Annotated in this window: 23 protein-coding genes and 1 tRNA gene; 11 read left to right on the top strand and 13 right to left on the bottom strand. The window is 61.8% G+C overall.

Annotated features, from left to right (window positions below; all coding sequences use genetic code 11):
• The first annotated feature begins 2 nt into the window (after positions 1-2).
• The 7 genes from secF to FGE21_RS16025 all read left to right on the top strand — a co-directional run bounded on the left by secF (position 3) and on the right by FGE21_RS16025 (position 4,289).
• Positions 3-971 (top strand): protein translocase subunit SecF, encoded by a 969-nt coding sequence (gene secF, locus FGE21_RS20465; RefSeq protein ID WP_255731626.1) that lies wholly within the window; start codon positions 3-5, stop codon positions 969-971.
• Positions 972-1,168: 197 nt separating this feature from the next.
• Positions 1,169-1,522, top strand: coding sequence for an Mth938-like domain-containing protein (locus FGE21_RS16050; protein WP_139664440.1), 354 nt, complete (start codon positions 1,169-1,171; stop codon positions 1,520-1,522).
• 42 nt (positions 1,523-1,564) lie between these two features.
• Complete coding sequence (ccmA, locus tag FGE21_RS16045; protein WP_139664439.1) at positions 1,565-2,176, top strand: heme ABC exporter ATP-binding protein CcmA; 612 nt, start codon at positions 1,565-1,567, stop codon at positions 2,174-2,176.
• Positions 2,173-2,829, top strand: a complete 657-nt coding sequence (gene ccmB, locus FGE21_RS16040) for a heme exporter protein CcmB (RefSeq protein WP_139664438.1) — start codon at positions 2,173-2,175, stop codon at positions 2,827-2,829. The genes ccmA and ccmB overlap by 4 nt, the downstream gene beginning before the upstream one ends.
• 44 nt (positions 2,830-2,873) lie before the next feature.
• Positions 2,874-3,605 (top strand): heme ABC transporter permease, encoded by a 732-nt coding sequence (locus FGE21_RS16035; RefSeq protein ID WP_139664437.1) that lies wholly within the window; start codon positions 2,874-2,876, stop codon positions 3,603-3,605.
• Positions 3,605-3,760 carry a heme exporter protein CcmD gene (ccmD, locus tag FGE21_RS16030; protein WP_139664436.1) on the top strand — a complete coding sequence of 52 codons (156 nt, stop codon included), beginning with the start codon at positions 3,605-3,607 and terminating at the stop codon, positions 3,758-3,760. The genes FGE21_RS16035 and ccmD overlap by 1 nt, the downstream gene beginning before the upstream one ends.
• Positions 3,753-4,289 carry a DsbE family thiol:disulfide interchange protein gene (locus FGE21_RS16025; protein WP_139664435.1) on the top strand — a complete coding sequence of 179 codons (537 nt, stop codon included), beginning with the start codon at positions 3,753-3,755 and terminating at the stop codon, positions 4,287-4,289. The genes ccmD and FGE21_RS16025 overlap by 8 nt, the downstream gene beginning before the upstream one ends.
• A gap of 36 nt (positions 4,290-4,325) precedes the next feature.
• Here the strand turns inward: FGE21_RS16025 and FGE21_RS16020 are convergent, their stop codons facing one another.
• The 3 genes from FGE21_RS16020 to acnA form a co-directional block, all read right to left on the bottom strand.
• Positions 4,326-5,090: an SDR family NAD(P)-dependent oxidoreductase gene (locus FGE21_RS16020; protein WP_139664434.1), complete on the bottom strand. Its 765-nt coding sequence runs from the start codon at positions 5,088-5,090 to the stop codon at positions 4,326-4,328.
• A 109-nt stretch (positions 5,091-5,199) separates the two neighbouring features.
• Positions 5,200-5,535 carry an antibiotic biosynthesis monooxygenase gene (locus tag FGE21_RS16015; RefSeq protein ID WP_176695465.1) on the bottom strand — a complete coding sequence of 112 codons (336 nt, stop codon included), beginning with the start codon at positions 5,533-5,535 and terminating at the stop codon, positions 5,200-5,202.
• A gap of 171 nt (positions 5,536-5,706) precedes the next feature.
• Positions 5,707-8,394 (bottom strand): aconitate hydratase AcnA, encoded by a 2,688-nt coding sequence (acnA, locus tag FGE21_RS16010; RefSeq protein WP_139664432.1) that lies wholly within the window; start codon positions 8,392-8,394, stop codon positions 5,707-5,709.
• A 219-nt stretch (positions 8,395-8,613) separates the two neighbouring features.
• On the opposite strand from acnA, the gene FGE21_RS16005 reads away from it, so the two are divergent.
• Positions 8,614-9,321, top strand: a complete 708-nt coding sequence (locus tag FGE21_RS16005) for a thioredoxin family protein (RefSeq protein ID WP_139664431.1) — start codon at positions 8,614-8,616, stop codon at positions 9,319-9,321.
• Between the two features lie 6 nt (positions 9,322-9,327).
• Here the strand turns inward: FGE21_RS16005 and FGE21_RS16000 are convergent, their stop codons facing one another.
• From FGE21_RS16000 to FGE21_RS15980, 5 genes are all read right to left on the bottom strand, one after another.
• Complete coding sequence (locus FGE21_RS16000) at positions 9,328-10,269, bottom strand: lysophospholipid acyltransferase family protein (RefSeq protein WP_139664430.1); 942 nt, start codon at positions 10,267-10,269, stop codon at positions 9,328-9,330.
• A gap of 172 nt (positions 10,270-10,441) precedes the next feature.
• Positions 10,442-11,548: a flagellar motor switch protein FliG gene (locus FGE21_RS15995; protein WP_139664429.1), complete on the bottom strand. Its 1,107-nt coding sequence runs from the start codon at positions 11,546-11,548 to the stop codon at positions 10,442-10,444.
• 78 nt (positions 11,549-11,626) lie between these two features.
• Positions 11,627-12,160 (bottom strand): hypothetical protein, encoded by a 534-nt coding sequence (locus FGE21_RS15990; protein ID WP_139664428.1) that lies wholly within the window; start codon positions 12,158-12,160, stop codon positions 11,627-11,629.
• A gap of 194 nt (positions 12,161-12,354) precedes the next feature.
• Positions 12,355-13,659: an adenylosuccinate lyase gene (purB, locus tag FGE21_RS15985; protein ID WP_139664427.1), complete on the bottom strand. Its 1,305-nt coding sequence runs from the start codon at positions 13,657-13,659 to the stop codon at positions 12,355-12,357.
• A gap of 106 nt (positions 13,660-13,765) precedes the next feature.
• Positions 13,766-15,061: a bifunctional alpha/beta hydrolase/OsmC family protein gene (locus tag FGE21_RS15980; RefSeq protein ID WP_139664448.1), complete on the bottom strand. Its 1,296-nt coding sequence runs from the start codon at positions 15,059-15,061 to the stop codon at positions 13,766-13,768.
• 253 nt (positions 15,062-15,314) lie between these two features.
• On the opposite strand from FGE21_RS15980, the gene FGE21_RS15975 reads away from it, so the two are divergent.
• Positions 15,315-16,223: an endonuclease/exonuclease/phosphatase family protein gene (locus FGE21_RS15975; RefSeq protein WP_139664426.1), complete on the top strand. Its 909-nt coding sequence runs from the start codon at positions 15,315-15,317 to the stop codon at positions 16,221-16,223.
• A gap of 96 nt (positions 16,224-16,319) precedes the next feature.
• Here FGE21_RS15975 and FGE21_RS15970 read toward each other — a convergent pair whose 3' ends face one another.
• The 5 genes from FGE21_RS15970 to FGE21_RS15950 all read right to left on the bottom strand — a co-directional run bounded on the left by FGE21_RS15970 (position 16,320) and on the right by FGE21_RS15950 (position 21,705).
• Entirely contained in the window at positions 16,320-17,273 is a 954-nt protein-coding gene (locus FGE21_RS15970; RefSeq protein ID WP_139664425.1) for a hypothetical protein, read from the bottom strand.
• A gap of 260 nt (positions 17,274-17,533) precedes the next feature.
• Complete coding sequence (locus FGE21_RS15965; protein WP_255731625.1) at positions 17,534-18,364, bottom strand: lytic transglycosylase domain-containing protein; 831 nt, start codon at positions 18,362-18,364, stop codon at positions 17,534-17,536.
• Positions 18,365-18,451: 87 nt separating this feature from the next.
• Positions 18,452-19,705, bottom strand: coding sequence for an Hsp70 family protein (locus tag FGE21_RS15960; protein ID WP_139664424.1), 1,254 nt, complete (start codon positions 19,703-19,705; stop codon positions 18,452-18,454).
• 206 nt (positions 19,706-19,911) lie between these two features.
• Positions 19,912-21,318, bottom strand: a complete 1,407-nt coding sequence (gene glnA, locus FGE21_RS15955; RefSeq protein WP_139664423.1) for a type I glutamate--ammonia ligase — start codon at positions 21,316-21,318, stop codon at positions 19,912-19,914.
• 48 nt (positions 21,319-21,366) lie between these two features.
• On the bottom strand, positions 21,367-21,705 hold the full coding sequence (locus FGE21_RS15950) for a P-II family nitrogen regulator (protein WP_139664422.1): 339 nt from the start codon (positions 21,703-21,705) through the stop codon (positions 21,367-21,369).
• 189 nt (positions 21,706-21,894) lie between these two features.
• Between FGE21_RS15950 and FGE21_RS15945 the strand changes: the two genes are divergently transcribed.
• Positions 21,895-23,655: an NAD(P)H-hydrate dehydratase gene (locus FGE21_RS15945; RefSeq protein ID WP_139664421.1), complete on the top strand. Its 1,761-nt coding sequence runs from the start codon at positions 21,895-21,897 to the stop codon at positions 23,653-23,655.
• Between the two features lie 266 nt (positions 23,656-23,921).
• Positions 23,922-24,005: transfer RNA gene (locus FGE21_RS15940), tRNA-Leu, on the top strand.
• Positions 24,006-24,388 lie beyond the last annotated feature (383 nt).

Raw genomic sequence — 24,388 nt, 5'->3', positions numbered from 1 at the left:
AGATGCGGTTGAAACTTGTTCCCGAAGGCACGTCCTTCGATTTCTTCAAACGCTGGAAACTGTGGCTGGGGATCTCTGCCCTGATGGTCGTGGTCGGCTTTGCCTCCTTTGCGCTGCAGGGGCTGAACTACGGTATTGATTTCCGGGGCGGCACCACGGTGCGGACCGAGGCGACTCAGGACCTCGATATTGCCACCTACCGCGATGCGATCGCGCCACTGGAGCTGGGCGACATTACTATCACCGAGGTCTTCGACCCATCCTTTGACGAGGATCAGCACGTTGCGATGATCCGGATCGAGGCGCAGGCGGATGGCGAGGCGCTCTCCAGTCAGGTGATCGCCGAGGTTCAGGCGGCGCTGGATGCGGTCGCTCCGGGGATCAAATTCATCTCGGTTGAAAGCGTCGGACCCAAGGTCTCGGGCGAGCTGGTGCAGACGGCCATTCTGGCGGTGGCGCTCGCCATTGGTGCGGTGCTGGTCTATATCTGGCTGCGGTTCGAGTGGCAGTTTGCGCTCGGGGCGGTGGCGGCCCTGGTGCATGATGTGATCCTGACCATCGGCGTGTTTTCCGAGCTGCAGATCAAATTCGATCTGGCGATCATTGCCGCCTTGCTGACCATCGTCGGCTATTCGCTGAACGATACGGTGGTGGTCTTTGACCGGGTGCGGGAAAACCTGCGGCGCTACAAACAGAAGCCATTGGCCGAAGTGCTCAATATCTCGATCAACGAGACGCTGAGCCGGACGATGATGACCTCTGTCACCACGCTTCTGGCGTTGATTTCGCTCTATATCCTCGGCGGCGATGTGATCCGTGGATTCGTCTTTGCCATGATCTGGGGCGTTGTGGTCGGCACCTATTCCTCGATCTTTGTGGCCTCGACCATTCTGCTGTGGCTCGGGGTCAAGCGCGACTGGAGCAAGCCTGACAATACCGCAGGCAACCAGTTCGCCAATATCGACGCCTGAATCGACATCGACGCCTGACCAGGCGGGTAATGACCTTCGAAACAGCCGCGGGCACCTGTCCGTGGCTGTTTTGCGTTTAGGGCCGTCGGCCAGCAGGAAAACGCGGCGGCGGGGACGGGGGACTGACTTTGGCTGTTTCGGCAGCCGGGTCTGCGTGCTATTTCACGTAACAGACAGTCCCGAGGGAGAGAGACAGCATGCGGCTCAATGAAGTGGTCTATACGGATGCAGTGCCGGTTGATGGCTATGGGGCCGGGTTCTTTCGGGTTGGTGGCGCAATCCGCGAAGGGGCGATCCTGACCGGAGCGGCGGGGACCGTATCCTGGGGCGGCTATGAGGACCGCGCCGCGCTGTTGGCGCTGGCCGGGAATGTCGATGTGTTGTTTGTCGGCACCGGCGTCGAAATTGCCCATATTCCCGCAGATTTGCGTCAGGCCCTGGAGACCGCAGGCATTGGCGTCGAAGTGATGAATTCCCCTGCGGCCTGCCGGACCTATAATGTGCTGCTGTCCGAAGGCCGCCGGATTGCCCTTGCGGCCTTGCCGGTCTGAGCGGGATTGAACGGCGCGTGAGGCAAGAGCAGTCGGCAGCATATGATTGACGTCAGAAATCTGGGGGTGAGCCGGGGCGCTGTGCCGGTGCTGCGGGGGGTGGATTTCTCGCTCGCCGCCGGGGAGGCGCTGATTCTGCACGGGCCCAACGGCAGCGGCAAGACCACATTGCTGCGCACGCTGGCCGGGCTGCAGCCGCCGCTTGCGGGCGAGATCCTCGGGGATCCAGAGGATTTCGCCTATGCGGCCCATGCGGATGGGGTCAAGCTGACGCTGACGGTGGCGGAGAACCTCGGATTTTGGGCGCGGGTGTTTGGAGCCACGGAGATTGAGCGCGCGTTGACCGATTTTGACCTGCATGGCCTGAAAGACCGGGTCGCAGGTGGGTTGTCGGCCGGGCAGAAACGGCGCTTGTCGCTGGCGCGGCTGATGGTGACCGGGCGGCGGCTGTGGATCCTGGATGAGCCAACGGTCAGCCTGGATGCGGCGTCGGTGCAGTTGTTTGCCTCGGCGGTGCGGACGCATCTGCGGGCGGGCGGAGCGGCGGTGATGGCCACCCATATAGACCTCGGGATCGAGGGGCGTGTTCTGGACCTTCGGCCGTTCAGGGCCAGGCTCTCGCTCAGTGATGCGGATGACGGAGGCTTTCTGTGATCGCGCTGTTGATCCGAGACCTGCAACTGGCCTTTCGTGCGGGGGGCGGGTTTGGCCTGGGGCTGGCGTTTTTCCTGATTGTGACGGTCATGGTGCCTTTTGCGGTGGGACCCGATGCGGCTGGGCTTGCGGTCATTGCACCGGGCGTCCTGTGGCTCGGCGCGTTGCTGGCCTGCCTGCTGTCGCTCGACCGCTTGCTCAGTCTTGACTGGGAGGACGGCTCGCTGGATCTTCTGGCCACGGCGCCATTGCCGCTGGAGGGAGTGCTGACGATCAAGGCGCTGGCCCATTGGCTGACCACGGGGGTGCCGTTGGTGCTGGCCGCGCCGGTTCTGGGCGTTCTGCTGCACTTGCCGGTGGCGGGGTATTTCTGGATCATGCTGTCGCTTCTGATCGGGACGCCGGCGCTGTCGGTGATTGGCACATTCGGCGCGGCGCTGACGGTCGGGCTGAAACGCGGCGGCCTGCTGTTGTCGCTGCTGGTGATGCCGCTCTATGTGCCGACGTTGATCTTTGGCGCCGAGGCGGCCCGGCGGGGGGCGCTGGGGCTCTCCGGAGATACGCCGCTGTTGATGCTGGCGGGCATCTCCCTCGGGACCATCGCGCTGTTGCCATTTGCCTCTGCCGCTGTGCTGCGCGTCAATTTGCGCTAGCGGCAGAGATTGTGAAGACCGAAAACAAGAGCTAGATAGCCATCATGTCGATCTGGGAATATGCCAATCCGAAGAAGTTCCTGCGCACCACCGAGCGGGTCCTGCCGCCGCTGTGGCTGGCCTCGGCGGTGCTGATTGCAGGGGGGCTGATCTGGGGGTTTTTCTTCACGCCCGATGATTACCGGCAGGGCGCCACGGTCAAGATCATCTACCTGCATGTGCCCTCTGCGCTGATGGCGATCAACGCCTGGTTCATGATGCTCGTGGCCTCTCTGATCTGGGTGATCCGGCGCCACCATGTCAGCGCACTGGCGGCCCGGGCCGCCGCTCCGGTCGGATTGGTCATGACGCTGATTGCGCTGCTGACCGGCGCAATCTGGGGCCAGCCGATGTGGGGCACCTGGTGGGCCTGGGACCCGCGGCTGACGTCCTTTTTGGTGCTGTTTCTGTTCTATCTTGGCTATATCGCGCTGTGGCAGGCCATCGACGATCCCGATACCGCGGCGGATCTGACGTCGATCCTCTGTCTTGTCGGCTCTGTGTTTGCGGTCCTGTCGCGCTATGCGGTCAATTTCTGGAATCAGGGCCTGCATCAGGGCGCCTCGCTGTCGCTCGACAAGGAGGAGAATGTCGCGGACGTCTTTGCCTACCCGCTCTATGTCTGTATGGCGGGGTTCATTCTCTTTTTCATTGTGCTGGTGCTCTATCGCACCGGAACCGAAATCCGCGCGCGACGTATGTCGGCGCTTCTGGCGCGTGAAAGGATGAGCGAGTGATGCCTGATCTCGGGAAATACGGCGATACGGTTCTGTCGGCCTATGGCGGTTCGCTGCTGCTGTTGCTGGTGCTGCTCCTGCTGACCCTCAGGCGCGGAGCAAAGGTGCGCGCGGCCCTGCGCGAGGTCGAAGACAGGATGGGACGCAATGGCTAAATTCTCTCCGATGATGGCGATCCCGCTTGCGGTTTTCGCGAGCTTTGTGGCGCTGGCCCTCGTTGGTATGGGACGCGACGATCCCGACAGCCTGCCGTCGGCGCGCGAAGGCAAGGAAGCCCCGCCGGTTGCCGTCAGCCCGTTCCCCGGCAAACAGAGCTTTGACGATGCCACCCTGCGGGACGGCGGCGTGAAACTGGTGAACTACTGGGCCAGCTGGTGCGGCCCCTGTCGCGCCGAACATCCCAACCTGGAGGCGCTGGCGGCGGAGGGGGTGGCGATCTACGGGGTCAACTACAAGGACCAGACCGCCAATGCCCAGAGCTTCTTGCAGGAACTGGGGGACCCCTATGCGGCGATCGGGCAGGATGCGAGCGGCCGGATGGCATTGGACTGGGGGCTCTACGGGGTGCCGGAGACCTATGTGATCGACGGCGATGGCACCGTCATCCTGCGATTTGCGGGGCCGATCACATCGCGGGTGCTGGCAGAGACCATTCGCCCGGCAATGGAGAAGGCGGCGCAATAGCGGCGCTGCGGCATCGGGGCCGGCCTGTCGGGGCCATCACAGCCGGTAACCGCCGCTCACAGTCAGGATTTCGCCGGTAATAAAGCTCGCATCATCGGAGGCGAGAAACCGCACGGCCCTGGCGATGTCTTCCGGCAGGCCGATGCGCCCCAGCGCGGTTTCCTTGACAAACAGGGCGGTGAGATCCTCCGGCCTTGGGGCCTCTGGCACGTTGGTGGCGCCGGGGGCGACCGCATTGACGCGGATCCCGGAGGGGCCGAGCTCCTTCGCCATGGCACGGGTCCAAAGGTTCAGCGCGGCCTTGCTGGCACCATAGGTGGCCGTGCCCCTGGGCGGCAATTCCGCGTTGACCGAGGAGATGTTCACAATCGCGGCGCCGGGGCCGAGATGCGGCAGAGCCGCCGCCAAGATCGCCTGAGGGGCCAGCGTATTGAGCCCGAATATCCGCTGTTGCGAGACCGCATCAAAGTGATCCAGCGGCGTCGACTCAACCAGGCCCGCGTTGTTCACGATCACATCAATCCGGCCAAATGCGTCCATCGCGGCGGCAACCAGACTGGCCGCGCTGCCGTCCTGGAGCAAATCGCAAGGCACCGAGATCACACTTGCCTGTGTCCCTGGGGCCTGTGTACCCGGGGCCTGTGTGTCCCGGACCTGTGTGTCGGGGGCCGCAGTGTCGAGCACGTCCTGCGGCGGCGTTTTCAGGAATGATCGCACGACGTTGTGATCGCGGGCAAAATCGGACGCTATTGCACGGCCGATCCCATATGTCCCGCCGGTCACGATTACCGTTTTGGTCATGCCTGGGTCCTCTCCCGTCCCGCGTCCTGCAGTCTGGCCCAGTCAAGTGCATCAACTGCCGAAGCGCAAGGGAGCAGGCCGGCGCGCCGGCCGGTTCAGGCCGGAGAGGTCAGGATATTCTGAGAGGGACCACGGTGTTATCCTGGGGCAGGAACCGACTCTCTCGCAGGTTGATGGGATCAAAGATCTGCGGTTGGATTTCCTCGCGGAGATATGTGGATTGAAATTCCATCAATGCGTCGCCTTTCACGGCGATATCGAGGTAGGTATCAAAGGCCTCGCGGCTTTCCCAAAAGCTGAGCGTCCGGATCTCTTCGGCGTCAACTGACAAAAACAACTGCGTCTCAATGCAGCCTTTTCTCAACCCCTTTTTATCCTGCGCCAGGTCGGTGGCGAAGGTCATCACCTCGTCAAACTTGTGTTTCTGTGGGCGATATTTGGTCATGACGGCGATCATTCTGATGTCCCGAATCGTGATGTTTCTGCATTCGCGTAAAGCGTACGCTAGATTTGGTTATGCTAATATTACGATCACATCATGACGCAACAGCACGATGCACAAAAAGAGGGCAGCCCTGAGGCTGCCCTTTCGAATCTGTATCCTTTTCGGGGAGGATCAGCTCTTGGCGAGCTTGCGCAGCACGTAGTGCAGCACGCCACCGTTTTCGATGTATTCAATCTCTGGTGCGGTATCGATCCGGCACTTCAGAGTGATGGTCTTGGTGCTGCCATCGCTATAGGTGATGTCACAGGCCACCTCCTGCAGCGGCGTGACGCTTTGCAGCCCCTTGATGTCGACCGTCTCATCACCAGTGAGCTTCAGCGATTTGCGGGTGTCGCCATTGGTGAATTCAAACGGGATGACGCCCATGCCGACAAGGTTGGAGCGGTGGATCCGCTCAAAGCTCTCGGCGATCACAGCCTTGACCCCAAGCAGCGCCGTGCCTTTTGCCGCCCAGTCACGCGAAGAGCCGGCGCCGTATTGCTCGCCACCAAAGACCACCAGCGGCGTTCCGGCCTCTTGATGCGCCATAGAGGCCTCATACACAGAGGTCTGCGCCCCGTCCGGGCCTTTGGTATAGCCGCCTTCGACGCCATCGAGCATCTCGTTCTTGATGCGGATGTTGGCAAAGGTGCCGCGCATCATGATCTCGTGGTTGCCGCGGCGCGAGCCGTAGGAGTTGAATTCGCGCGGCTGCACCTGCCGCTCCAGCAGGTATTTGCCCGCCGGTGTCGTGGTCGCAAATGACCCGGCCGGAGAGATGTGGTCGGTGGTGACCATATCGCCGAGAATCAGCAGCGTCTTGGCGCCCTCGATATCCGAGATGGTGCCTGGCTCATGACCCATGCCTTTGAAATAGGGCGGGTTTTGAATGTAGGTCGACGCGGCAGGCCAGTCATAGGTTTCCGCCTCGGTGGTTTCCACGCCCTGCCATTTTTCATCGCCTTTGAAAACATCGGCATATTTGGACAGGAAGGCCTCGCGGGTGACGGTTTGCTGAACCAGATCCGCGACTTCCTTGGTGGTTGGCCAGATGTCCTTCAGGTAGACGTCATTGCCGTCTTTGTCCTGCGCGATGGGATCTGTCGCCAGGTTGATGTCCATCGTGCCGGCCAGCGCATAGGCCACGACCAGCGGCGGGGAGGCCAGGTAGTTGGCGCGCACATCGGGGCTGATACGGCCTTCGAAGTTGCGGTTGCCGGACAGAACCGCGGTCGCGACAAGGTCGCCTTCGGCGATTGCGTCGGAGAGTTCTTTTTGGATCGGGCCGGAGTTGCCGATACAGGTGGTGCAGCCATAGCCCACCAGGTTGAACCCAACCTTGTCGAGATCTTCCTGCAGGCCCGCGGCCTCCAGATAGGCGGACACGACCTGTGAACCGGGGGCGAGGGATGTTTTCACCCAGGGTTTGCGATCCAGTCCGAGAGCGGCGGCCTTGCGTGCAACGAGGCCCGCGCCGATCATCACATAGGGGTTGGATGTGTTGGTGCAGGAGGTGATCGACGCGATCACGACCTTGCCGCTTTCCATGGTGTAATCCTCGCCGGCGACGGCGATTTCCTTGCCCATGGGCCGTTTGAAGGTCTCTTCCATTTCGGAGCGGAAGGCGTCTTTGGCTGCGGTGAGGGCCACGTAGTCCTGCGGCCGTTTCGGGCCGGAGATTGCCGGAACGATGCTGCCCATGTCGAGCGACAGCGTGTCGGTGTAGATTGGTGCGTAGGTCTCGTCGCGCCAGAACCCGTTTTCCTTGGCGTAGGCTTCGACCAGGGCGATGCGGTCCTTGTCGCGGCCGGTGTTCTCGAGGTAGCGGATGGTTTCGCCGTCAATCGGGAAGAAGCCACAGGTGGCGCCGTATTCCGGTGCCATGTTGGCGATGGTGGCCCGGTCCGCGAGCGGCAGGTGGTCCAGACCGCTGCCGTAGAATTCAACGAATTTTCCGACCACGCCCAATTCGCGCAGCATTTCCACGACCTTCAGCACGAGGTCGGTGCCGGTGGTGCCTTCGACCATCTGGCCGGTCAGCTCAAAGCCGACGACCTCGGGGATCAGCATGGAGATCGGCTGACCGAGCATCGCGGCCTCTGCCTCGATCCCGCCAACGCCCCAGCCCAGAACGGCGGCGCCGTTGACCATGGTGGTGTGGCTGTCGGTGCCGACGAGCGTGTCGGGATAGGCGACTTCCTCGCCGTTCTGGTCGGTGTCGGTCCAGACGGTCTGTGCGAGATATTCCAGGTTCACCTGGTGGCAGATGCCGGTGCCGGGGGGCACAACGCGGAAGTTGTCAAAGGCGCCCTGACCCCATTTCAGGAACTGGTAGCGTTCCATATTGCGTTCATATTCGCGGTCGACGTTCATCTGGAACGCCCGCGGATTGCCGAATTCGTCGATCATCACGGAGTGGTCGATGACCAGGTCCACGGGCACCAGCGGGTTGATCTTGTTGGCGTCACCGCCGAGGTTCTTGATGCCGTCGCGCATCGCTGCGAGGTCAACAACGGCCGGAACGCCGGTGAAATCCTGCATCAGCACACGGGCGGGGCGGTAGGCGATTTCGCGCGGGTTCTTGCCGCCGTTCTTGGCCCACTCGCCAAAGGCCTTGATGTCATCGGTCGAGACGGAAAAGCCGCCGTCCTCAAACCGGAGCAGGTTTTCCAGCACAACCTTCAGGGCCGCCGGCAGTTTGGTAAAATCACCCAGTCCAGCAGCAGTTGCGGCGGGAATTGAGTAATATGAAATCGATTTACCATTCACGCTGAGCGATTTGCGCGTCTTGGTAGAATCCTGTCCGACGGTGATAGGCATGTTGGCCTCCCTCATGGATGACAAATAGGGACTTCGCTGCGGCTTATCTGCATCAAGCAGACGTCTCATTCAATAGCAGAAACGAGGCGGATTGAGATTTTGTATGCAATAGTACACAGTTTTCACACTTTTTGCTGTCACACCTCTCAAGAATGATTGATTGGCTATCGTTGAGGGGGAGACTTACACCAATAATCCTAACAACCTTACAGGCGACTCATGCGTTACTTTTCGCTTTCATCACTGTTTTTTGCGGCGGTTTGCGCAGTTTCGCAGCCAGCGGCGGCAGATCCCTCGCCGGTGGTGGTGGAGCTGTTCACCTCGCAGGGCTGTTCCTCCTGCCCGCCCGCGGATGAGTTGCTGAAACGGATGGCGCAGCGCAGGGATGTGCTGCCGCTTGCCTATCACGTCGACTATTGGGACTATATTGGCTGGGCGGATGCCTTTGCTGCGCCCGAACACACCGAGCGGCAGCGCGGCTATGCGCATGTCGCCGGGCGCAACATGGTCTATACACCGCAGATGATCATAATGGGCCGCGAGGATGTGGTGGGGGCCGACGCCATGCAAGTGGCGGATGCGATGGTGCAATATCTCGGCCATAAATCACGGCTCAATATCTCGGTGGATCGCGTTGGGGCGGTTGCTTCTATTTCTGTGCCGCCGGTGCCGGGGGCTGCTGAGGGCACGCTACAAGTGCAGCTGGTGCGCTATATGCCGATGCGACGGGTGGAAATCAAAAGAGGCGAGCTGGCCGGTCACACGCTGGACTATGCCAATATCGTCAAGAGCCATGACGTCCTCGCCGAATGGGACGGGCGCACTCCGCTGGAGCTGTCAGCGACCTTGCCCGACGATTTGCCCGCCGCAATTCTGGTTCAGGAATGGCCCCATGGTCCGGTTCTTGCCGCCGCCCGGGTGGACTAGGCGCGCTCAGGATCCGATCGTTTCGGCGCCGCCGTTCGGATCGTCAGGATGCGGCGTATCATGCATTGGTTTCCAGCGCCGGTGAACCCAGAACCATTGGCCCATGTTCTGCCGCACTCTGCGTTCGAGATCGTCGCACACGGCCTGGGTCATGGTGACAGGGTCAGAATGCGGGATCTCATCGGCCATGATGATCGCAAAATCGAGCCCGTTTTCCTGACGCAGCCCATAGACCGGGATGAAGGCGGCATTGTATTTGAGGGCCAACTCGGCCGGCACGGTCGACGTCAGGGCAGGGCGCCCGAAGAACGGCAGATACTCGCCGCCCTGTGCATGCATATCTGCAACAATTGCGATGTTGCCACCGGATTTCAGATGGCGAACCATCTCGACCATGCCGCGTTTTCCCTGTTCGAACATAGGCTTGCCCGTCGCGGAGATGGCTTTGACGTAGTGGTCGTTGAAATAGGGATTGGCCATGCGGCGATAGAGGGCCCCCATGTTGAACCCCACCTGCACCAGCTTTGAGCGCGCGGCGTCGTAATTTCCGAAATGCCCGGTGACCAGCACCGCAGGGCGGCCGGCGGCTTTGGCCTCCTGCAGCGCCTTCAACCCCGGCCCGCGGATGTCTGCGGCCTGCGCTCGTTCCCAGAATGGGGTGCCGGCGTAGAGTTCCGCCAGGGTGCGCCCCACATTGTCGGCCACTTGATGGCAGAGCTGTTCGATCTCAGACGGGCTGAGGTCGGGCCGCGTATAGGCGAGATTGCGCCGCACGCGTTTGTGGAACCCGGCAAAGGGCGCGATCTTGCGCAGCACCCAACCCATCGTCGGCACCCGCCAGCGATAGGGGATCAGTTTGAGGCCGCCAATCAGGCCCCGCAGGACGATGTTCACACCAAAGTATTTGGCGCGTTGGGAAAAAGTCAGCTCTGACGGGGCAACGGGCATAGGGTCTGGTCTGTCCTTGGTGGCAAAATCGCACGGCCGGACCATAGGCCGGCCTGAAGCCGGGGACAAGAAACCCGCACCAAAAAGGCGCGGGTTTCCCGTCGGGTCAGGGATCCGGAAAGCAGATCGCTGTTCATAGCGACTGACGGGCGCCCTTGCGGGCACCCGAAGATCAGGTTTCTTCTTCTTCGTCCGACTTCAGTTCGATGTCGCCGTTGACCACCATCTCGCGCAGCATATTGACGATGATGCCAAAGGCCGCCTCGCCATCCGCGCGTTTCACACGACCAAGGGCATTTGCTTCTTCGCGCAGGTTGTTGGCCATCCGCGACGACATGTTCTCCAGCAGGAAGTTGACCGAGGCCACATCGGCGTCGTCGGTTGCAAATGCGATCGCGGTGGTGATTTCCGGGGGACCCAGGGCCCGGACCAGTTTCGGCACATCGACGGCTTCGACTTTTTCGGCAATCAGCGCGAAGGTGAAGATGGATTTGCGCACATCGGTGGCAAATTCCATATCCTCTTCGTCGAGCGCCGTGAGCACTTCCTCCCGTTTGGCGGCCTGAGACTGCGTGAGAATCGCGCCAACCCGCTGGCCCGGCGTTTGCGCAAAGGCGACTTCCGGGCGGGCTTCGATCTGCGAGGCCAGAGAGAGACCGATCCGGTCCACCGTTTCCGGTGTCACATTGCTGGTCTGGCTGACCGCATAGGTGATGCGCCGCGCCATCGGGCCCGGCAGATACTGCAGCATTTCTGCGGCCTTGTTGGTGTCGATCTTGGACAGCAGAACCGCCGCAACTTCGGTGCTTTCGGCTTTTGCCAATTCGGCCAGTTCCTCGGGCGGCAACTTGCGCAGCCGTTCCCAGGGATCGCCAAACTGACGCACGCCTGCTTCCTTGCGGAGGCGGGAGTGGGTGTGACGGCTGATTTTGCCTTCCATGGCGGTCAGGGCACCTGCCAGACCATTGGGGAAGGACAGCCCCACGTTTTCAAGCTGCTCGGCAAATTCGGCCGCAACCGATTGCACGGTCTGGCGATCAACCAGACGCATCTTGCCCATTTGCTGGGTAAGTTCGAGCTGCAGATCATCCGGCAGCTCTTCGAGCGGTATGTCGGCGCCTTCGTTTAACAGAAGACGCACGACGATCGCGGCTTTGGCTTTCCCACTAAGCTGGGACGCCCCTCCCATGAGCGCAGGCGGCTGAGATGGCGACCCGAAGTCACCAAGTCCGTCGCCCATCGACGGCATGGGAAGCGCTAAGGCTGATGATTGTTCCATTCTTGAACCTAGACCCGAAAAGATTCTCTTTCTGTCATAGGGCACGATAGTCTTTCAGCAGTAAAGAAAGCCTGAAGTTTAGTAGTTAACGGTCACACCCGTTTCGAGTGCGTGCCGCAGCGAGGCTTCGGCCCATGTTCCGGTCCCCCCACGGGCCTTTATTTCCTTCCACTGGGCCAGCGCTTGGGCATATTCTCCATTGGCGACAAAGCCTTGCGCCATATAGCTGCGGGCGAGGATATTGTCGGGGTCCTGGGCGATCGCTTCTTGGTAAAAATCATTGGCAAGTTCCCGGCGTCCGAGCTTGCGATTTGTGAAGCCCCAGTAGGTCAGGACGCGGCTGTCGGCCTGATCCGGGTGCGCGGCCAGCACCGCCTGAGCGTCGTCAAAGCGTTCGAGATAGGCCAGTTCCCGCGCTGTTTCGAGAAGCTGATGGCCGTTCATGGACGACTCTTCCGGCTTGACGCATTTCTGCGCCTCGGCGTCCCAGACCCGTTTGCCCCAGCATTTCTTGGTGGTTTCGCTCGGGGTCGGCGGTGTGGTTGAATCGCTGCCGGCGGCGAATGCGGAAACCGGTAGGGCGATGGCAAGTGCGAGAGCTGTGAGACGCATGAAAACCTCCTGTGCGCTTGTCATGAGTGACTATGATGAAAACACGGTGGTTGGGCAAATTCTTCGATCACGAAGCCGTGATATCTGGGGTTTCCGCGTCAGCTGCAACCAACAGGCACGAAAACAGCCCCCAAAAAACCCCGCCGAGATACGGCGGGGTCATGGGAGTGTTCAACAGATGCGGGCTGGACGGTTCAGTCGCCAAACACCCGCTTGAAGATCGTGTCCACATGTTTGGTGTGATAGGCGAGGTCGAATTTTTCCTCGATCTCCTCGGGGGAGAGCACGGCCGTGACCTCGGCATCCGCAAGCAGCTCGGTTTTGAAGTCCTTGCCTTCTTCCCAGACCTTCATCGCGTTGCGCTGCACCAGTTTGTAGCTGTCTTCGCGGCTGACACCGGCCTGCGTCAGGGCCAGAAGTACCCGCTGGGACATGACCAGACCGCGGAATTTGTTCATGTTTGCCAGCATGTTTTCCGGGTAAATCACGAGTTTGTCCACGACGGACGTCAGGCGCGCCAAAGCGAAGTCGAGTGTGACGGTGGTGTCGGGGCCGATATTGCGCTCGACAGAGGAGTGGGAGATGTCGCGCTCGTGCCAGAGCGCCACGTTTTCCATTGCGGGCACAACGGCCATGCGGACCAGACGGGCGAGGCCGGTCAGATTCTCGGTCAATACCGGGTTGCGCTTGTGCGGCATCGCCGAGGAGCCCTTTTGACCCTTGGAGAAGAATTCTTCGGCTTCGAGAACCTCGGTGCGCTGCATATGGCGAATTTCGGTGGAGATATTCTCGATCGACGATCCGACGACGCCGAGGGCGGCAAAGAAGGCGGCGTGCCGGTCGCGGGGGATGACCTGAGTGGAGACGGGCTCTGGCTGCAGGCCGAGCTGTTCGCAGACATATTCCTCGACGCGGGGATCGATATTGGCAAAGGTGCCGACCGCGCCGGAAATTGCGCCGGTGGCGATTTCCTCGCGCGCGACGGTCAGGCGGCGCAGGTTGCGGTCCATTTCCGCATAGAAGCGGGCAAAGGTCAGCCCCATGGTGGTGGGTTCGGCGTGGATGCCGTGGGACCGCCCGATCCGGACGGTTTCCTTGTGCTCGAGCGCGCGCCGTTTCAGCGCCGCGAGCAGGCCTTCCATATCCTTGATCAGAATGTCAGCGGCGCGGGTCAGCTGCACGTTGAAACAGGTGTCCAGCACATCCGAGGAGGTCATCCCCTGATGCACGAAACGTGCTTCGTCGCTGCCGACGTGTTCGGCCAGATGGGTGAGAAAGGCGATCACATCATGTTTGGTGACGGCCTCGATCTCGTCGATACGGGCGACATCGAACTGCACGTCCTTGGCTTTCCAGACCGCATCCGCATTTTCGCGGGGAATGACACCGAGGTTTGCCATGGCTTCGCAGGCATGCGCCTCGATTTCATACCAGATGCGGAATTTGGTCTCGGGCGACCAGATGGCAACCATGTCGGGGCGGGAATAGCGGGGGATCATAGGCGAATGGACCTCTGTCAGATTTGCGCAGCAGATATCCGGCGTCATATGCGACGTCGCGGCAAACGGCAAGAGCAGGGCAGGTCAGGGGGCGCGACCGTCCCGGCTAGTCTGACCGGGCGGTCGCGGTGAGCGGGGTCGCGCCGGCAGGCGCATCGGGCGGAGCGGTAGGATCCCCGGGACCGGGCGGGGGCGCCAGTTTTGTCTCCACATGGGAGCTGTGTTCCAGCGTCCGGTGCACCGGGCATTTGTCGGCGATCTCCAGAAGCTTGCGGCGCTGATCCGGGTCGAGGTTGCCGTCGAGGTGAATGATGCGCGTGAAACGGTCGATTTTTGCCGGGCCCGAGGGCGCGGCATCCTGTGCGTGGACCTTGTCATGGCTCACCTCGACGCGGATGCCGTCCAGTGGCCAGCCCTTGCGGCGCGCGTACATCCGCAGGGTCATCGAGGTGCAGGCACCAAGCCCCGTCGCCACAAACCCGTAGGGAGACAGACCTCGGTTGGTGCCGCCATAGGCCTCGGGTTCATCGGCGTAGAGATGGTGGTAGGGCCCGTTCTGCACGTCCTGCAGAAACCCCTCGGGGTCCGCTTCGGTCACCCGCAATACGCCCTCCGGCGCCCCCGGCGGCGGGGCGGGCGGGCTCATGTCCACGTAGCGCGCGACCCAGGCGGCGATGACGCCGGCGGCATATTCTGCGTCACCGGGGTCAGAGATCAGATGATCCGCATCGTCCAGCGTCACAAAGCTCTTGGGGTGATGGGCGGCCTGAAAAATCTCTGCCGCATTGTCGATACTGACCGTCATGTCACGTGGCGCGTGCATGACCAGCAGAGCTGCCCGCAGATCGGCCAGGGCGCTGCCCAACTCGGTGCGGCGGATATCGTCGATGAAGCCCTGTCCGATCATGAACGGGCGTCCGCCAAGGCTCACCTCGGCCTGTCCCTCCTGGGCGATGACACCGAGCGCGTGATCAAAGTGATGGGCGACATGGCTGGGATCAAAGGGCGCCCCCAGCGTGACCACGGCCCGTGCCGAGGGAATGCCAGCCCGCGCCCGCAAGACGGCTGCACCGCCCAGAGAGTGGCCAATCAACAGGTCCGGCGCCATGCCACGCGCAGCCAGATACTGCGCCGCAGCGATCAGATCCTCGACGTTGGAGCTGAAGCTGGTATTGCCGAACTCGCCGCCGGAATGCCCCAGCCCGGTGAAATCGAACCGGAGCACGGCGATGCCCATGGACGCCAGCCGGGCCGCAATCCGCCGGGCCGCCGGAATATCCTTGGAACAGGTGAAACAATGGGCAAAAAGGGCAGTGGCGAGGGTCGGCCCCGTCGGCAGATCCAGCCGCGCGGCGAGATCATGACCGGCGTGACCGGGAAAGGTTATGCGTTCGGTTGGCATCGGGCGGCTTTCAGGCGGCTTTCGGGAGGTTTGGGGGCTTGGCATTCACGGGCGCTCATTTTTAAGATGCGCGGGCTGGCAGGACACGGCAAGAGACCGGTCATCGCCGTCACGGGAAGGTGAAGGAACGTCACATGAGAGATCGCGTGATCTGCGGTATCGGCAGGCATCGCAGGGCGGACAGGGGCGTTCGGCGGAGGCTGCCCGGCATTTGCTCCGGCCCTCGCGCGCGGCAGGAGCGGCAGGAGACGTGATGCGGCGGACCGCACCCCTGCGCTTGTGCGGCTGGGTCGTGCTGGCGGGATCGCTTGTGTGCCTGTTGGGCGGGTTCCTGGGGTGGTTGCACCCGCTCGGTGACAGCCTGGCGGTGTTCCGGCTGCCCTTTGCGGGAGTGGCGATGATCTGCGCCTTCGCCCTGCGCCGGGATCCGCGCGCGGCCCTCTGCGGTGTTCTGGCGACATCGGTGGTGCTGACCAGCTGGCTCAGTCATATGGCGCGGGCAGAGGATCCCTCGGCGACGGCCGGGCTGACGCTCTATCAAAAGAACATGCTTTTCAACAACAAGGGCAATGATGCGCTCGTGCAGTCGATTCTTGACCTGCAGCCGGATGTGATCACGCTGGAGGAGGTCTCCGCGCAGAACATGGCGGTGCTGGCGACCTTGCAGCCGCAGTATCCGGTGCAGCAGGTCTGTCCGTTTCGGGCGGTGGGTGGCGTTGCGGTTCTGGCGCGGGCGCATCGGGTGGTCGAGCGCCTCGACTGTGTGCCGGATCTGGGCTTGGCGGCGGTTCGGCTGGCGACCGAGACAGGCCCGCTCTGGGTGGCGGCGCTGCATCTGCCCTGGCCCTGGCCGCATGAGCAGAATGCCAAGGTCGATGCAACTGTTGCGCAGTTGAGCGCATTGGATGGGCCGATGGTTCTGGCGGGAGATTTCAATGCGGTGGGCTGGTCCCATGCGCTGGACCGGATTGCGCGCGCAGGTGGGATGGCGCGGGTCGGCCCCTATGTGGGGACCTTTGATTTGCCACCGCTGGGCTACGCCATCGGCATCGACCATGTGCTTGCCCCCGCAGGCGCCGGACACATCACGGTGCTGCCGAAGTTCACCTCCGATCATCACGGTCTTCTGGCGGAGATCCGCTCTCCCCTGCCGCAATCGTGAACCGGCTCGGCGCTGCCATTCGTTGTGGCGGGCAGAGAAGCAAAAGGCCCCGTACCCAGAGGGGTGCGGGGCCGGGTGGGCAGTTTGTGCGCGCGGTCAGCGCAAGCCAGCGTGACCCAACCCCGAGGACTGCAGGAACATGATGAAGGCCAGCACCAGCATCATCTGGACGCTGAAGCGGATATCGCCGCCGCGGACCAAGTTGACTGCGGCTGCCGTGATCCCCAAAGGCAAGGCCAGAATTGCCAGGATCGCCGTCATCACCCAGGCCGATGCCTTGTTCGGGGTCCAGGCCTGCGGTGACACAAAATCCGTCAGCTTGCGGCAGGCCTGGGTGAAGCCGCTGTCCCTGCTGGTGTCGCGCCGTTCAATAATGCGATCACATTCCAGGGTGAGGCCGCCAAAGGTCTCCTCGACCGACGCAAATCGGGACCGGCGCGAGGCCTGTCTGGATTTTGCCGCGCTGCGGGGCGCGGGCCGGGCGGTGGTGTCGGGGTCGAGGATCTCGCCAACGAGCAGCGGCGGGGTGCGGCCGATCGGCTTTGCGGTGGCGGTATCGATGGGAGTCTGGATGTCCTGCGCAACCTGCACGCCCTCTGCCGCAAACACGGCAAGAAAGGCCGCACGGTCCAGCACTACGCCGGTGTCCAGCCATTCCACGGTCGTGGCATCCAGCTCGCCCAGCAGGTCGTACAGCACCCGCGCCATCAACATCTCTGACAGTTCTTCATCGGTGTGGTCGGGATAGCGGGGGGTAAGCGTCACCGCCAGAGAGCTGCGACAGGCCTCGCCGTCGAGCTGGCGCATGGGGGTCGGGCTGCGGCGGTGGCAGATCCCGACCGTATATTGATCGCAGTCGAGACTGATCCGATGGGCGCGTCTGGCCTGAAACTGATCGACCTCGTGACCGTATTCCTGCAGGGTGTTCACCACGATGGTCGAGGCCGTGCTCAGCGTCGTTTCGCTGCGGTCTGCGAAGCCCAGTTTGCCACGAAAACTGGTGGCGGAAACATTCTGTATTTTCTGATCCAGCACCGTGAAGTCCTCCATCGGTTGTGTCCAGAAACAATGTAAAATTTGAAATAGTACAAAGTTTGGCGGCTGCGCCGGTTTTTGCGTTTGATCTCCCTGCCTTCGGAGGCGAAACAAGGCAGGAAGAAAACCCTTTCTACACAGTGGTTTGACTGTAAGTTTACGTTTGGTCCCTGCTGGAATGTGGCCAAAGCGCGGCCGTTTGCCGCCATATTGACGCCCCAGGCTTTACAATCGCCCTGATGCTCTGTTGATTGTTTTTAACGCTCTGGCGACTGTCAGATCCCGTCGATCTGGCGTCCCATAATGGCCAATGACTGCTGATAGACCGTGGCCGCGTTCCATTGTTTCAGGACTTTATGGTTCGGCTCACCCGGCTGATAGCCACGTCCGCGCTTCCAGCCTTTCTTGCGCAGAAAATGCGCGGTGGAGGCAAGCGCATCGCCCATATCGTAGAAATTGACCCGCCCGTCGCGGTTCCAGTCCTGCCCGTAGGTCAGGGCGTTGCCCGGCAGGAATTGTGTGTGACCCAACTCGCCATGTTTGGCGCCGAGGGTGGCGGATGTGATGGCGCCTTGATCGACGAGCTTCAGCGCGCCGAGGGCATGGGGTTCGAAAAACGACGACCGACGGCAGTCATAGGTCAGCGTCACGATCGCAGAAACCACCTGGCTGTCACCCATGTAGCTGCCAAAGGCGGTCTCCATTCCGTGAATGGCAATCAGGATCCCGGCGGGCACACCATATTTCTTCTCCAGCGCGTCAAAGAAGGCGGCATTGCGGGCTTTTCTCTTCTTTCCCTGCGCCACGATGGTGGTGGCGCCCCGGATCTGCATGAACTTGTCCAGCGCGTATTTGAAGCTTTTTTGATTGCGATCGGCGTTGATAGTCCCTTGCGCATATTGCGCCTGCGCCAGGGCAGCCAGCCCGGCCTGGCCAACGCCCGCCCGTTTTGCGGTCCGTGCAAAGCTGCCTTTCCACGCCTCAAACCCCGTAGCAGTATTGCCGCAAGTAGCGGCCTGCGCCCCGGCGGGCGCGAGCAATAGGGAAGCAGATATGGCGGTCCGCAGTACGGCGGTCCGCAGCATGGCAGAGCAAAAAGAGCGCATGAAAACCTCGGGCAACCAATTCTGAGTGGTCTCCAGCCTATCCGGATCATGGCCCCGGATCACCCCCGGATGTGGGGGGAATTCCTGTCAAAACGTGGCATCCTGCGCGGCAAGGGCCAGCCCGTCGGCCACCGCGGTCATCGCCCGGTCGGTCTCGATTTCCGCGTTGGGGCAGAGATCCTGGATGGCAGCCCGCACCGATTGCAAGAGCGCCGAGCCCCCGACCATGACGCAGCGGTCAACCTTGTCGGGGGAAATTCCCGCCAGCCGCAGCGTCTCGGCGGCGTCGGTGCGGATCTCCTGCACCATCGCGGACAGGCTCTGGTCCAGGGCGGCGGGGGGCAGGGGGGCGGCGAGACCCGGCTCGATCAGGCGCAGGTCAATCCGGGCGTCCCCTGTGCCGCCGTCGCTGTTGGAGCGGATCTTCCCGGCTTCGGTGGCAAAGGCCAGATCGTGGCCCAGTTCGTCATCCAGCACCCGCACCAGCCGCTCCAGCACGGCGGGGTCTTCTGCGTTTCTCGCCAGATCATGCGCCGCCCGCCGGCTCTCGGGACCATAGAGGAACGGGATCATGGCCCAGGTCGCCAGATCGTTGAACAGGCGGTTGGGCGCGGGCAGGGCGCCGCCGCCAAAGCTGTTGCGGATCATGGCGCCGCGCCCCAGATGCGGCATCACGTGATCGATGCTGATCTGGCGGTCGAAATCGGTTCCCCCGAGGCGCAGGCCGTGACTGGCAAGGATGCGGGTTTGGCCGTCAGCCTCCTGTTCGAAACAGGTAAAGTCCGAGGTGCCGCCGCCGATGTCCACCACCAGACCGATACCGGGATGCGGGCGGGCAGAGCGCAGCGCAGCTTCGGGTTCGAACAGGAACCGCACATCGGTGAAGCCGGCCTTCAGGTAGCAGATGCGCAGATCCTCTTCGGCCCTTGCATTGCGGGTCTCGTCCCTGGAGTGGAACTTGACCGGCCGCCCGGAGAGCGCATGGGTGAATTCCATCCCCGTCGCGGTTTCTGCGCGGGTCTTCACCTCCCTCAGGAAATGCGAGATGACGTCGGTGAAATCCATCAACTTGCCACCGAGACGGCGTTTTTCATACAGCAGCGGGGTGCCCAGCAGGCTCTTCAGGGCGCGCATGAAGCGACCGTCGTCGCCGTCGATCAGCGCCCGCGTGGCCCCGCGCCCGATCCGCATCGCCTTGGTCTCGGCGTCGAAGAAGACGGCCGTGGGCAGGGTGTTTTCGCCGGGTTCCAGTTCGACCAGCCAGGGGCGCCCGGACACCGCAACACCGGCCGCAGAATTGGAGGTGCCAAAGTCGATGCCAAGTGTGTTCGGGTGGGTCATGAGCGGTACCTCGCGCGGATCAAGGCGGGCAGCCCTACAGCAGCGCCCGGCTCATCTCAACCGAAATTGCAGCGTGGGGCGCAGGAATTGCACATCGCTGGGAGCCAAGAGCGCCCTATCAGCGGAGCATCATGTGAGAGGCGCGCGACATGAAAAGAGCGCCCGCAACGGGGCGCTCTTTCCTCAATTGTGAGATACGGCTGCGATCAGCAGCTGTAGTACATCTGGTATTCAACCGGGTGCGGAGTGTGCTCGTAGGTTTCGACTTCTTCCATCTTGAGGTCGATATAGCCTTCGATCTGGTCCTTGGTGAACACGTCGCCCTGCAGCAGGAAATCGTGATCGGCGGCCAGGGATTCCAGCGCTTCACGCAGGGAGCCGCAGACGGTTGGGATGTCGGCCAGCTCTTCGGCAGGCAGATCGTAGAGGTTCTTGTCCATGGCTTCGCCGGGATCGATCTTGTTCTTGATACCGTCGAGGCCGGCCATCAGGAGCGCCGCGAAGGCCAGATAGGGGTTCGCCGCCGGATCGGGGAAGCGGGCCTCCACACGCTTTGCCTTCGGGGATTCGGTCCACGGAATACGCACGCAACCGGAGCGGTTACGGGCGGAATAGGCGCGCAGAACCGGGGCCTCAAAGCCGGGGATCAGGCGCTTGTAGGAGTTGGTGGACGGGTTGGTGAAGGCGTTGAGGGTCTTGGCGTGCTTCAGGATGCCGCCGATGAACCACAGGGCTTCGTCCGACAGATCTGCGTATTTGTCACCGGCAAAGAGCGGCTTGCCGTCTTTCCAGATCGACATGTTGCAGTGCATGCCGGTGCCGTTGTCGCCGGCAATCGGTTTCGGCATGAAGGTCGCGGTTTTGCCGTAGGCGTGGGCCACATTGTGGATCACATATTTGTATTTCTGCAGCTCGTCGGCCTGTTTGGTCAGGCTACCGAAGATCAGACCAAGCTCGTGCTGGCAGGAGGCAACCTCGTGGTGGTGCTTGTCCACTTTCATGCCCAGACGCTTCATGGTGGAGAGCATCTCGGAGCGCAGGTCCTGGGCTTCATCGACCGGGTTCACCGGGAAGTAGCCGCCTTTGACGCCGGGACGGTGACCCATGTTGCCGGTCTCGAATTCCGCGTCAGAGTTCCAGGAGGCGTCGGTTGCGTCGACCTCATAGGAGACTTTGTTGATGGAGTTGGAGAAGCGCACATCGTCAAAGAGGAAGAATTCCGCTTCGGGACCCCAGTAGGAGACATCGCCGATGCCCGAGGACTTCAGGTAGGCTTCTGCTTTTTCGGCGGTGCCGCGCGGATCGCGCTCGTAGGCTTCGCCAGTGTCGGGTTCGACAACGGAGCAGTGAATGCAGATGGTTTTTTCGGCGTAGAAGGGATCCACATAGGCGGACTCGGTGTCCGGGATCAGCTTCATGTCAGAAGCTTCGATGGATTTCCAGCCGGCGATGGAGGAGCCGTCGAACATGAAGCCTTCGTCGAGGAAGTCTTCGTCGACCTGATCCGCCATCAGGGTCACGTGCTGCAACTTACCGCGCGGGTCAGTGAAACGGATGTCGACGTATTCCGCCTCTTCATCCTTGATCAGCTTGAGAACTGCGTCCTTGCTCATTTGAAGTTTTTCCTCCGTCAGAAAACTTTTGGTATTTGGGTGTTGGTATTACAGCGCGTCAGAGCCGGATTCGCCGGTGCGGATCCGGATGGCCTGTTCTACGGGGCTGACAAAAATCTTGCCATCACCGATTTTGTCGGTCTTTGCGGCAGATACGATGGCTTCGATCGCGGCATCGACCTGATCGTCGTCCAGAACCACCTCGACTTTGACTTTGGGCAGGAAATCGACGACGTATTCTGCACCGCGGTAGAGTTCGGTGTGCCCCTTCTGGCGGCCAAATCCTTTGACCTCGATCACAGACAGACCCTGTACGCCAACGTCCTGCAGCGCTTCCTTCACCTCGTCCAGTTTGAAGGGCTTGATGATGGCTTCGATCTTTTTCATGTCCGGGCTCCTCGCAACCTTGTCGAGAGAGGTCAGATCATTTTCAACTGGTGCTCACAATGCGAAAGCCAAAGAGGTTATGGCGGATTTGAGGCGTTTCCTGTCGTGTGATTAAAAAATAGTCGTGGCGATTAAAATATGGGCAAAATGAAAGGGGCGTCGGTGCAAGGGCAGAGATATGGAAGAGCTATGGATGAGATCCTGACAGCCTCCCAGATGAGGGCGATTGAAACTGCGGCGATTGTTGCGGGGCAGGTGTCCGGGCTGGCGCTGATGGAGCGGGCAGGTCAGGGGGTTGTGGAGGAGATCTTTCGCAAATGGCCGGAGCTTGCGCCGCAGGACAGCGGGCGAGGGGCCAGCCCCTCGCACTCCCCGAGGTATTTGGAAAAAGATGAATGCGGGCGTCGGGGTGAAGTTCGCAGGGCCGTGGTATTGTGCGGGCCGGGAAACAACGGCGGCGACGGATTTGTGGTGGCGCGGTGCCTGAAGGAGAGCGGCTGGGACGTGGATGTCTATCTGGCCGGTGTTGCGGACGGGTTGCCGCCGGACGCTCTGGAAAATTACCGGAGATGGCAGCAGATCGGGACGGTTCAGGACCTGAGTGACTATGACTATGGCGCGGCGGGGTGGGGCTGCGATCTTTTGGTGGATGCGCTGTTCGGAACCGGTCTCAGTCGGCCGGTCGAGGGATTGGGAGAGCTGTTTCGCGGCCTGCGGGAGTTGGTTTGCACAACGAGGGTGGGGACTGGCCCTGGTGTGGCGCTTCCGAAGGGGCAGACTGTGGTTGTGGCGGTGGACATGCCCAGCGGTGTTTGTGCCGATAGCGGACGGGTCCTCGCTCCTGTGGCCGGGGTCGAGGAAGCAGACTCGTTGGATGAGGCGTACCGGGGGGAGGAGGCAGCTGCATATGCGCATCTGACGGTGAGTTTTCATGCGCCAAAGCCGGGCCATGTTCTGGCGGATGGCCCTTTGCATTGCGGCGAGCTGCGCTGTGTGGATATCGGTCTGCCGACGACGTCGGAACCGGGAACCACGTCCCGGGATGCCCTTGTTGACCTGCATCAGGACGAAAGGATCGGGCGACATGTCTGTCGCTTTGCGGAGGGTTTTTCACCTCACCTTGCGAAGGGAAAGGGCGCACACAAATACGCTCATGGTCATGTGGTCGTGCTGTCCGGTGGGGGCGGGAGAACCGGGGCGGCGCGGCTGGCCGCCCGGGCGGCTTTGCGGGTCGGCGCGGGTTTGGTGACATTGGCGGTGCCGCCGGATGCGATGGCGGAGGTCGCAGCCCAGGTCACGGCGGTGATGGTGGCAGAGGTTGGCGGCGGGGCGGCGCTGGAGGAGGTGCTGTCTGATCCGCGTCTTCGCACGGTCTGTCTCGGGCCCGGTCTGGGCCTCGAGCGGGCAAGGGAGCTGACGCCGATCATTCTGAGCGATCCTGCGCGCGCGGTTGTTCTGGATGCGGATGCGCTCTCGGCCTATGGCGATGATCCGGACCGTCTGTTCGGGATGCTGCATCCCAACTGCGTGCTGACCCCACACGCGGGCGAATTTGCGCGTCTGTTTCCGGATCTTTCCGCGCGTCTCGGGGCCCAGGCAGAGAGCGGCCCGGCCTATTCGAAAGTCGATGCCACACGTGCGGCCGCGCGGCGGGCGGGCTGTGTTGTTCTGTTCAAAGGACCGGATACGGTTGTTGCGGACCAGAGCGGCCTGTGCCGGATAAATGCGGCTGTTTACGAGCGGGCTGCCCCCTGGTTGGGGACCGCAGGGGCGGGGGACGTGTTGGCGGGGATCGTTGCCGGACTGCTGGCGCGCCAGTTCGCGGCTCCTGACGCGGCCTCCCATGGAGCGTGGTTGCATGTGGACTCTGCGCTCGCGTTTGGGCCGGGACTGATTGCCGAAGATCTTCCGGAGCAGTTGCCAGCGGTATTTCGCAGGCTCGGACTGTAGCGAGGGAGGCACCGAAACGGCGGACATCTGAGCAGGCATCCGATCGGGCATATGGATGGGAATATAGACAGGCGGAGCCGGGCGCAGCGCCTGCACCGGGGGGGCGGTCGGCCTTTGGGCTCCGGTGTCCGCTCTTGACGGCGGGCGGTTCGGGATCTGCGCCCGTGCTGCGGTAGTGATTGGCGGGATGCCGAAAATTCCTCTCGCATCCGGAGAAAACCTCTGCTACTCAGCGGCCTCACGTCGGACCTGGTTCCGACAGTCGTGCGGGTGTGGCGGAATTGGTAGACGCACCAGATTTAGGTTCTGGCGCCTATGGCGTGGGGGTTCGAGTCCCTTCACCCGCACCACATTGATTTTAAACGGAAAATCACGAATTTGTACTTGGCGTCCTGCTGGGTCGTTTTTGTGTTTTACAATTTGTTTTACACTTCGTTTGGTGTTCCTAGTCTGTATGCGTTTTGTTCCTGCGCATCTGGGCGGCCTTGCACAGCAGTTTCTGACGGGCTTGCTGTCGGTATTTTTTGACCATCTCAAGAGACTTGTGGCCGGTGACCGACTGGATCTATGTATCGGAACAGCCCGCCTCTGCCAGTTCCTTGGCCGCGGTGTATCTCCATCCATGAATCACGTAGCCACTCGCTGCTATCTTTTCGCGAACGTCGGCGACAACGCTCTGGGCGCGGCGTTTGCTGATATGCTGCGTTAGGTTCTTAGGCTCAGGACCCATTGA

This window comes from Phaeobacter sp. B1627 (assembly GCF_006265095.1).
GTDB lineage: Bacteria > Pseudomonadota > Alphaproteobacteria > Rhodobacterales > Rhodobacteraceae > Epibacterium.
This window is presented reverse-complemented; position numbering and strand designations above follow the sequence as displayed.

Bases quoted from the DNA above. Each gene is read 5' to 3' on its own strand.
- secF (WP_255731626.1), top strand. From the start codon at position 3: ATGCGGTTGAAACTTGTTCCCGAAGGCACGTCCTTCGATTTCTTCAAA.
- FGE21_RS16050 (WP_139664440.1), top strand. From the start codon at position 1,169: ATGCGGCTCAATGAAGTGGTCTATACGGATGCAGTGCCGGTTGATGGC.
- ccmA (WP_139664439.1), top strand. From the start codon at position 1,565: ATGATTGACGTCAGAAATCTGGGGGTGAGCCGGGGCGCTGTGCCGGTG.
- FGE21_RS16035 (WP_139664437.1), top strand. From the start codon at position 2,874: ATGTCGATCTGGGAATATGCCAATCCGAAGAAGTTCCTGCGCACCACC.
- ccmD (WP_139664436.1), top strand. From the start codon at position 3,605: ATGCCTGATCTCGGGAAATACGGCGATACGGTTCTGTCGGCCTATGGC.
- FGE21_RS16025 (WP_139664435.1), top strand. From the start codon at position 3,753: ATGGCTAAATTCTCTCCGATGATGGCGATCCCGCTTGCGGTTTTCGCG.
- FGE21_RS16020 (WP_139664434.1), bottom strand. From the start codon at position 5,090: ATGACCAAAACGGTAATCGTGACCGGCGGGACATATGGGATCGGCCGT.
- FGE21_RS16015 (WP_176695465.1), bottom strand. From the start codon at position 5,535: ATGACCAAATATCGCCCACAGAAACACAAGTTTGACGAGGTGATGACC.
- acnA (WP_139664432.1), bottom strand. From the start codon at position 8,394: ATGCCTATCACCGTCGGACAGGATTCTACCAAGACGCGCAAATCGCTC.
- FGE21_RS16005 (WP_139664431.1), top strand. From the start codon at position 8,614: ATGCGTTACTTTTCGCTTTCATCACTGTTTTTTGCGGCGGTTTGCGCA.
- FGE21_RS16000 (WP_139664430.1), bottom strand. From the start codon at position 10,269: ATGCCCGTTGCCCCGTCAGAGCTGACTTTTTCCCAACGCGCCAAATAC.
- FGE21_RS15995 (WP_139664429.1), bottom strand. From the start codon at position 11,548: ATGGAACAATCATCAGCCTTAGCGCTTCCCATGCCGTCGATGGGCGAC.
- FGE21_RS15990 (WP_139664428.1), bottom strand. From the start codon at position 12,160: ATGCGTCTCACAGCTCTCGCACTTGCCATCGCCCTACCGGTTTCCGCA.
- purB (WP_139664427.1), bottom strand. From the start codon at position 13,659: ATGATCCCCCGCTATTCCCGCCCCGACATGGTTGCCATCTGGTCGCCC.
- FGE21_RS15980 (WP_139664448.1), bottom strand. From the start codon at position 15,061: ATGCCAACCGAACGCATAACCTTTCCCGGTCACGCCGGTCATGATCTC.
- FGE21_RS15975 (WP_139664426.1), top strand. From the start codon at position 15,315: ATGCGGCGGACCGCACCCCTGCGCTTGTGCGGCTGGGTCGTGCTGGCG.
- FGE21_RS15970 (WP_139664425.1), bottom strand. From the start codon at position 17,273: ATGGAGGACTTCACGGTGCTGGATCAGAAAATACAGAATGTTTCCGCC.
- FGE21_RS15965 (WP_255731625.1), bottom strand. From the start codon at position 18,364: ATGCGCTCTTTTTGCTCTGCCATGCTGCGGACCGCCGTACTGCGGACC.
- FGE21_RS15960 (WP_139664424.1), bottom strand. From the start codon at position 19,705: ATGACCCACCCGAACACACTTGGCATCGACTTTGGCACCTCCAATTCT.
- glnA (WP_139664423.1), bottom strand. From the start codon at position 21,318: ATGAGCAAGGACGCAGTTCTCAAGCTGATCAAGGATGAAGAGGCGGAA.
- FGE21_RS15950 (WP_139664422.1), bottom strand. From the start codon at position 21,705: ATGAAAAAGATCGAAGCCATCATCAAGCCCTTCAAACTGGACGAGGTG.
- FGE21_RS15945 (WP_139664421.1), top strand. From the start codon at position 21,895: ATGGATGAGATCCTGACAGCCTCCCAGATGAGGGCGATTGAAACTGCG.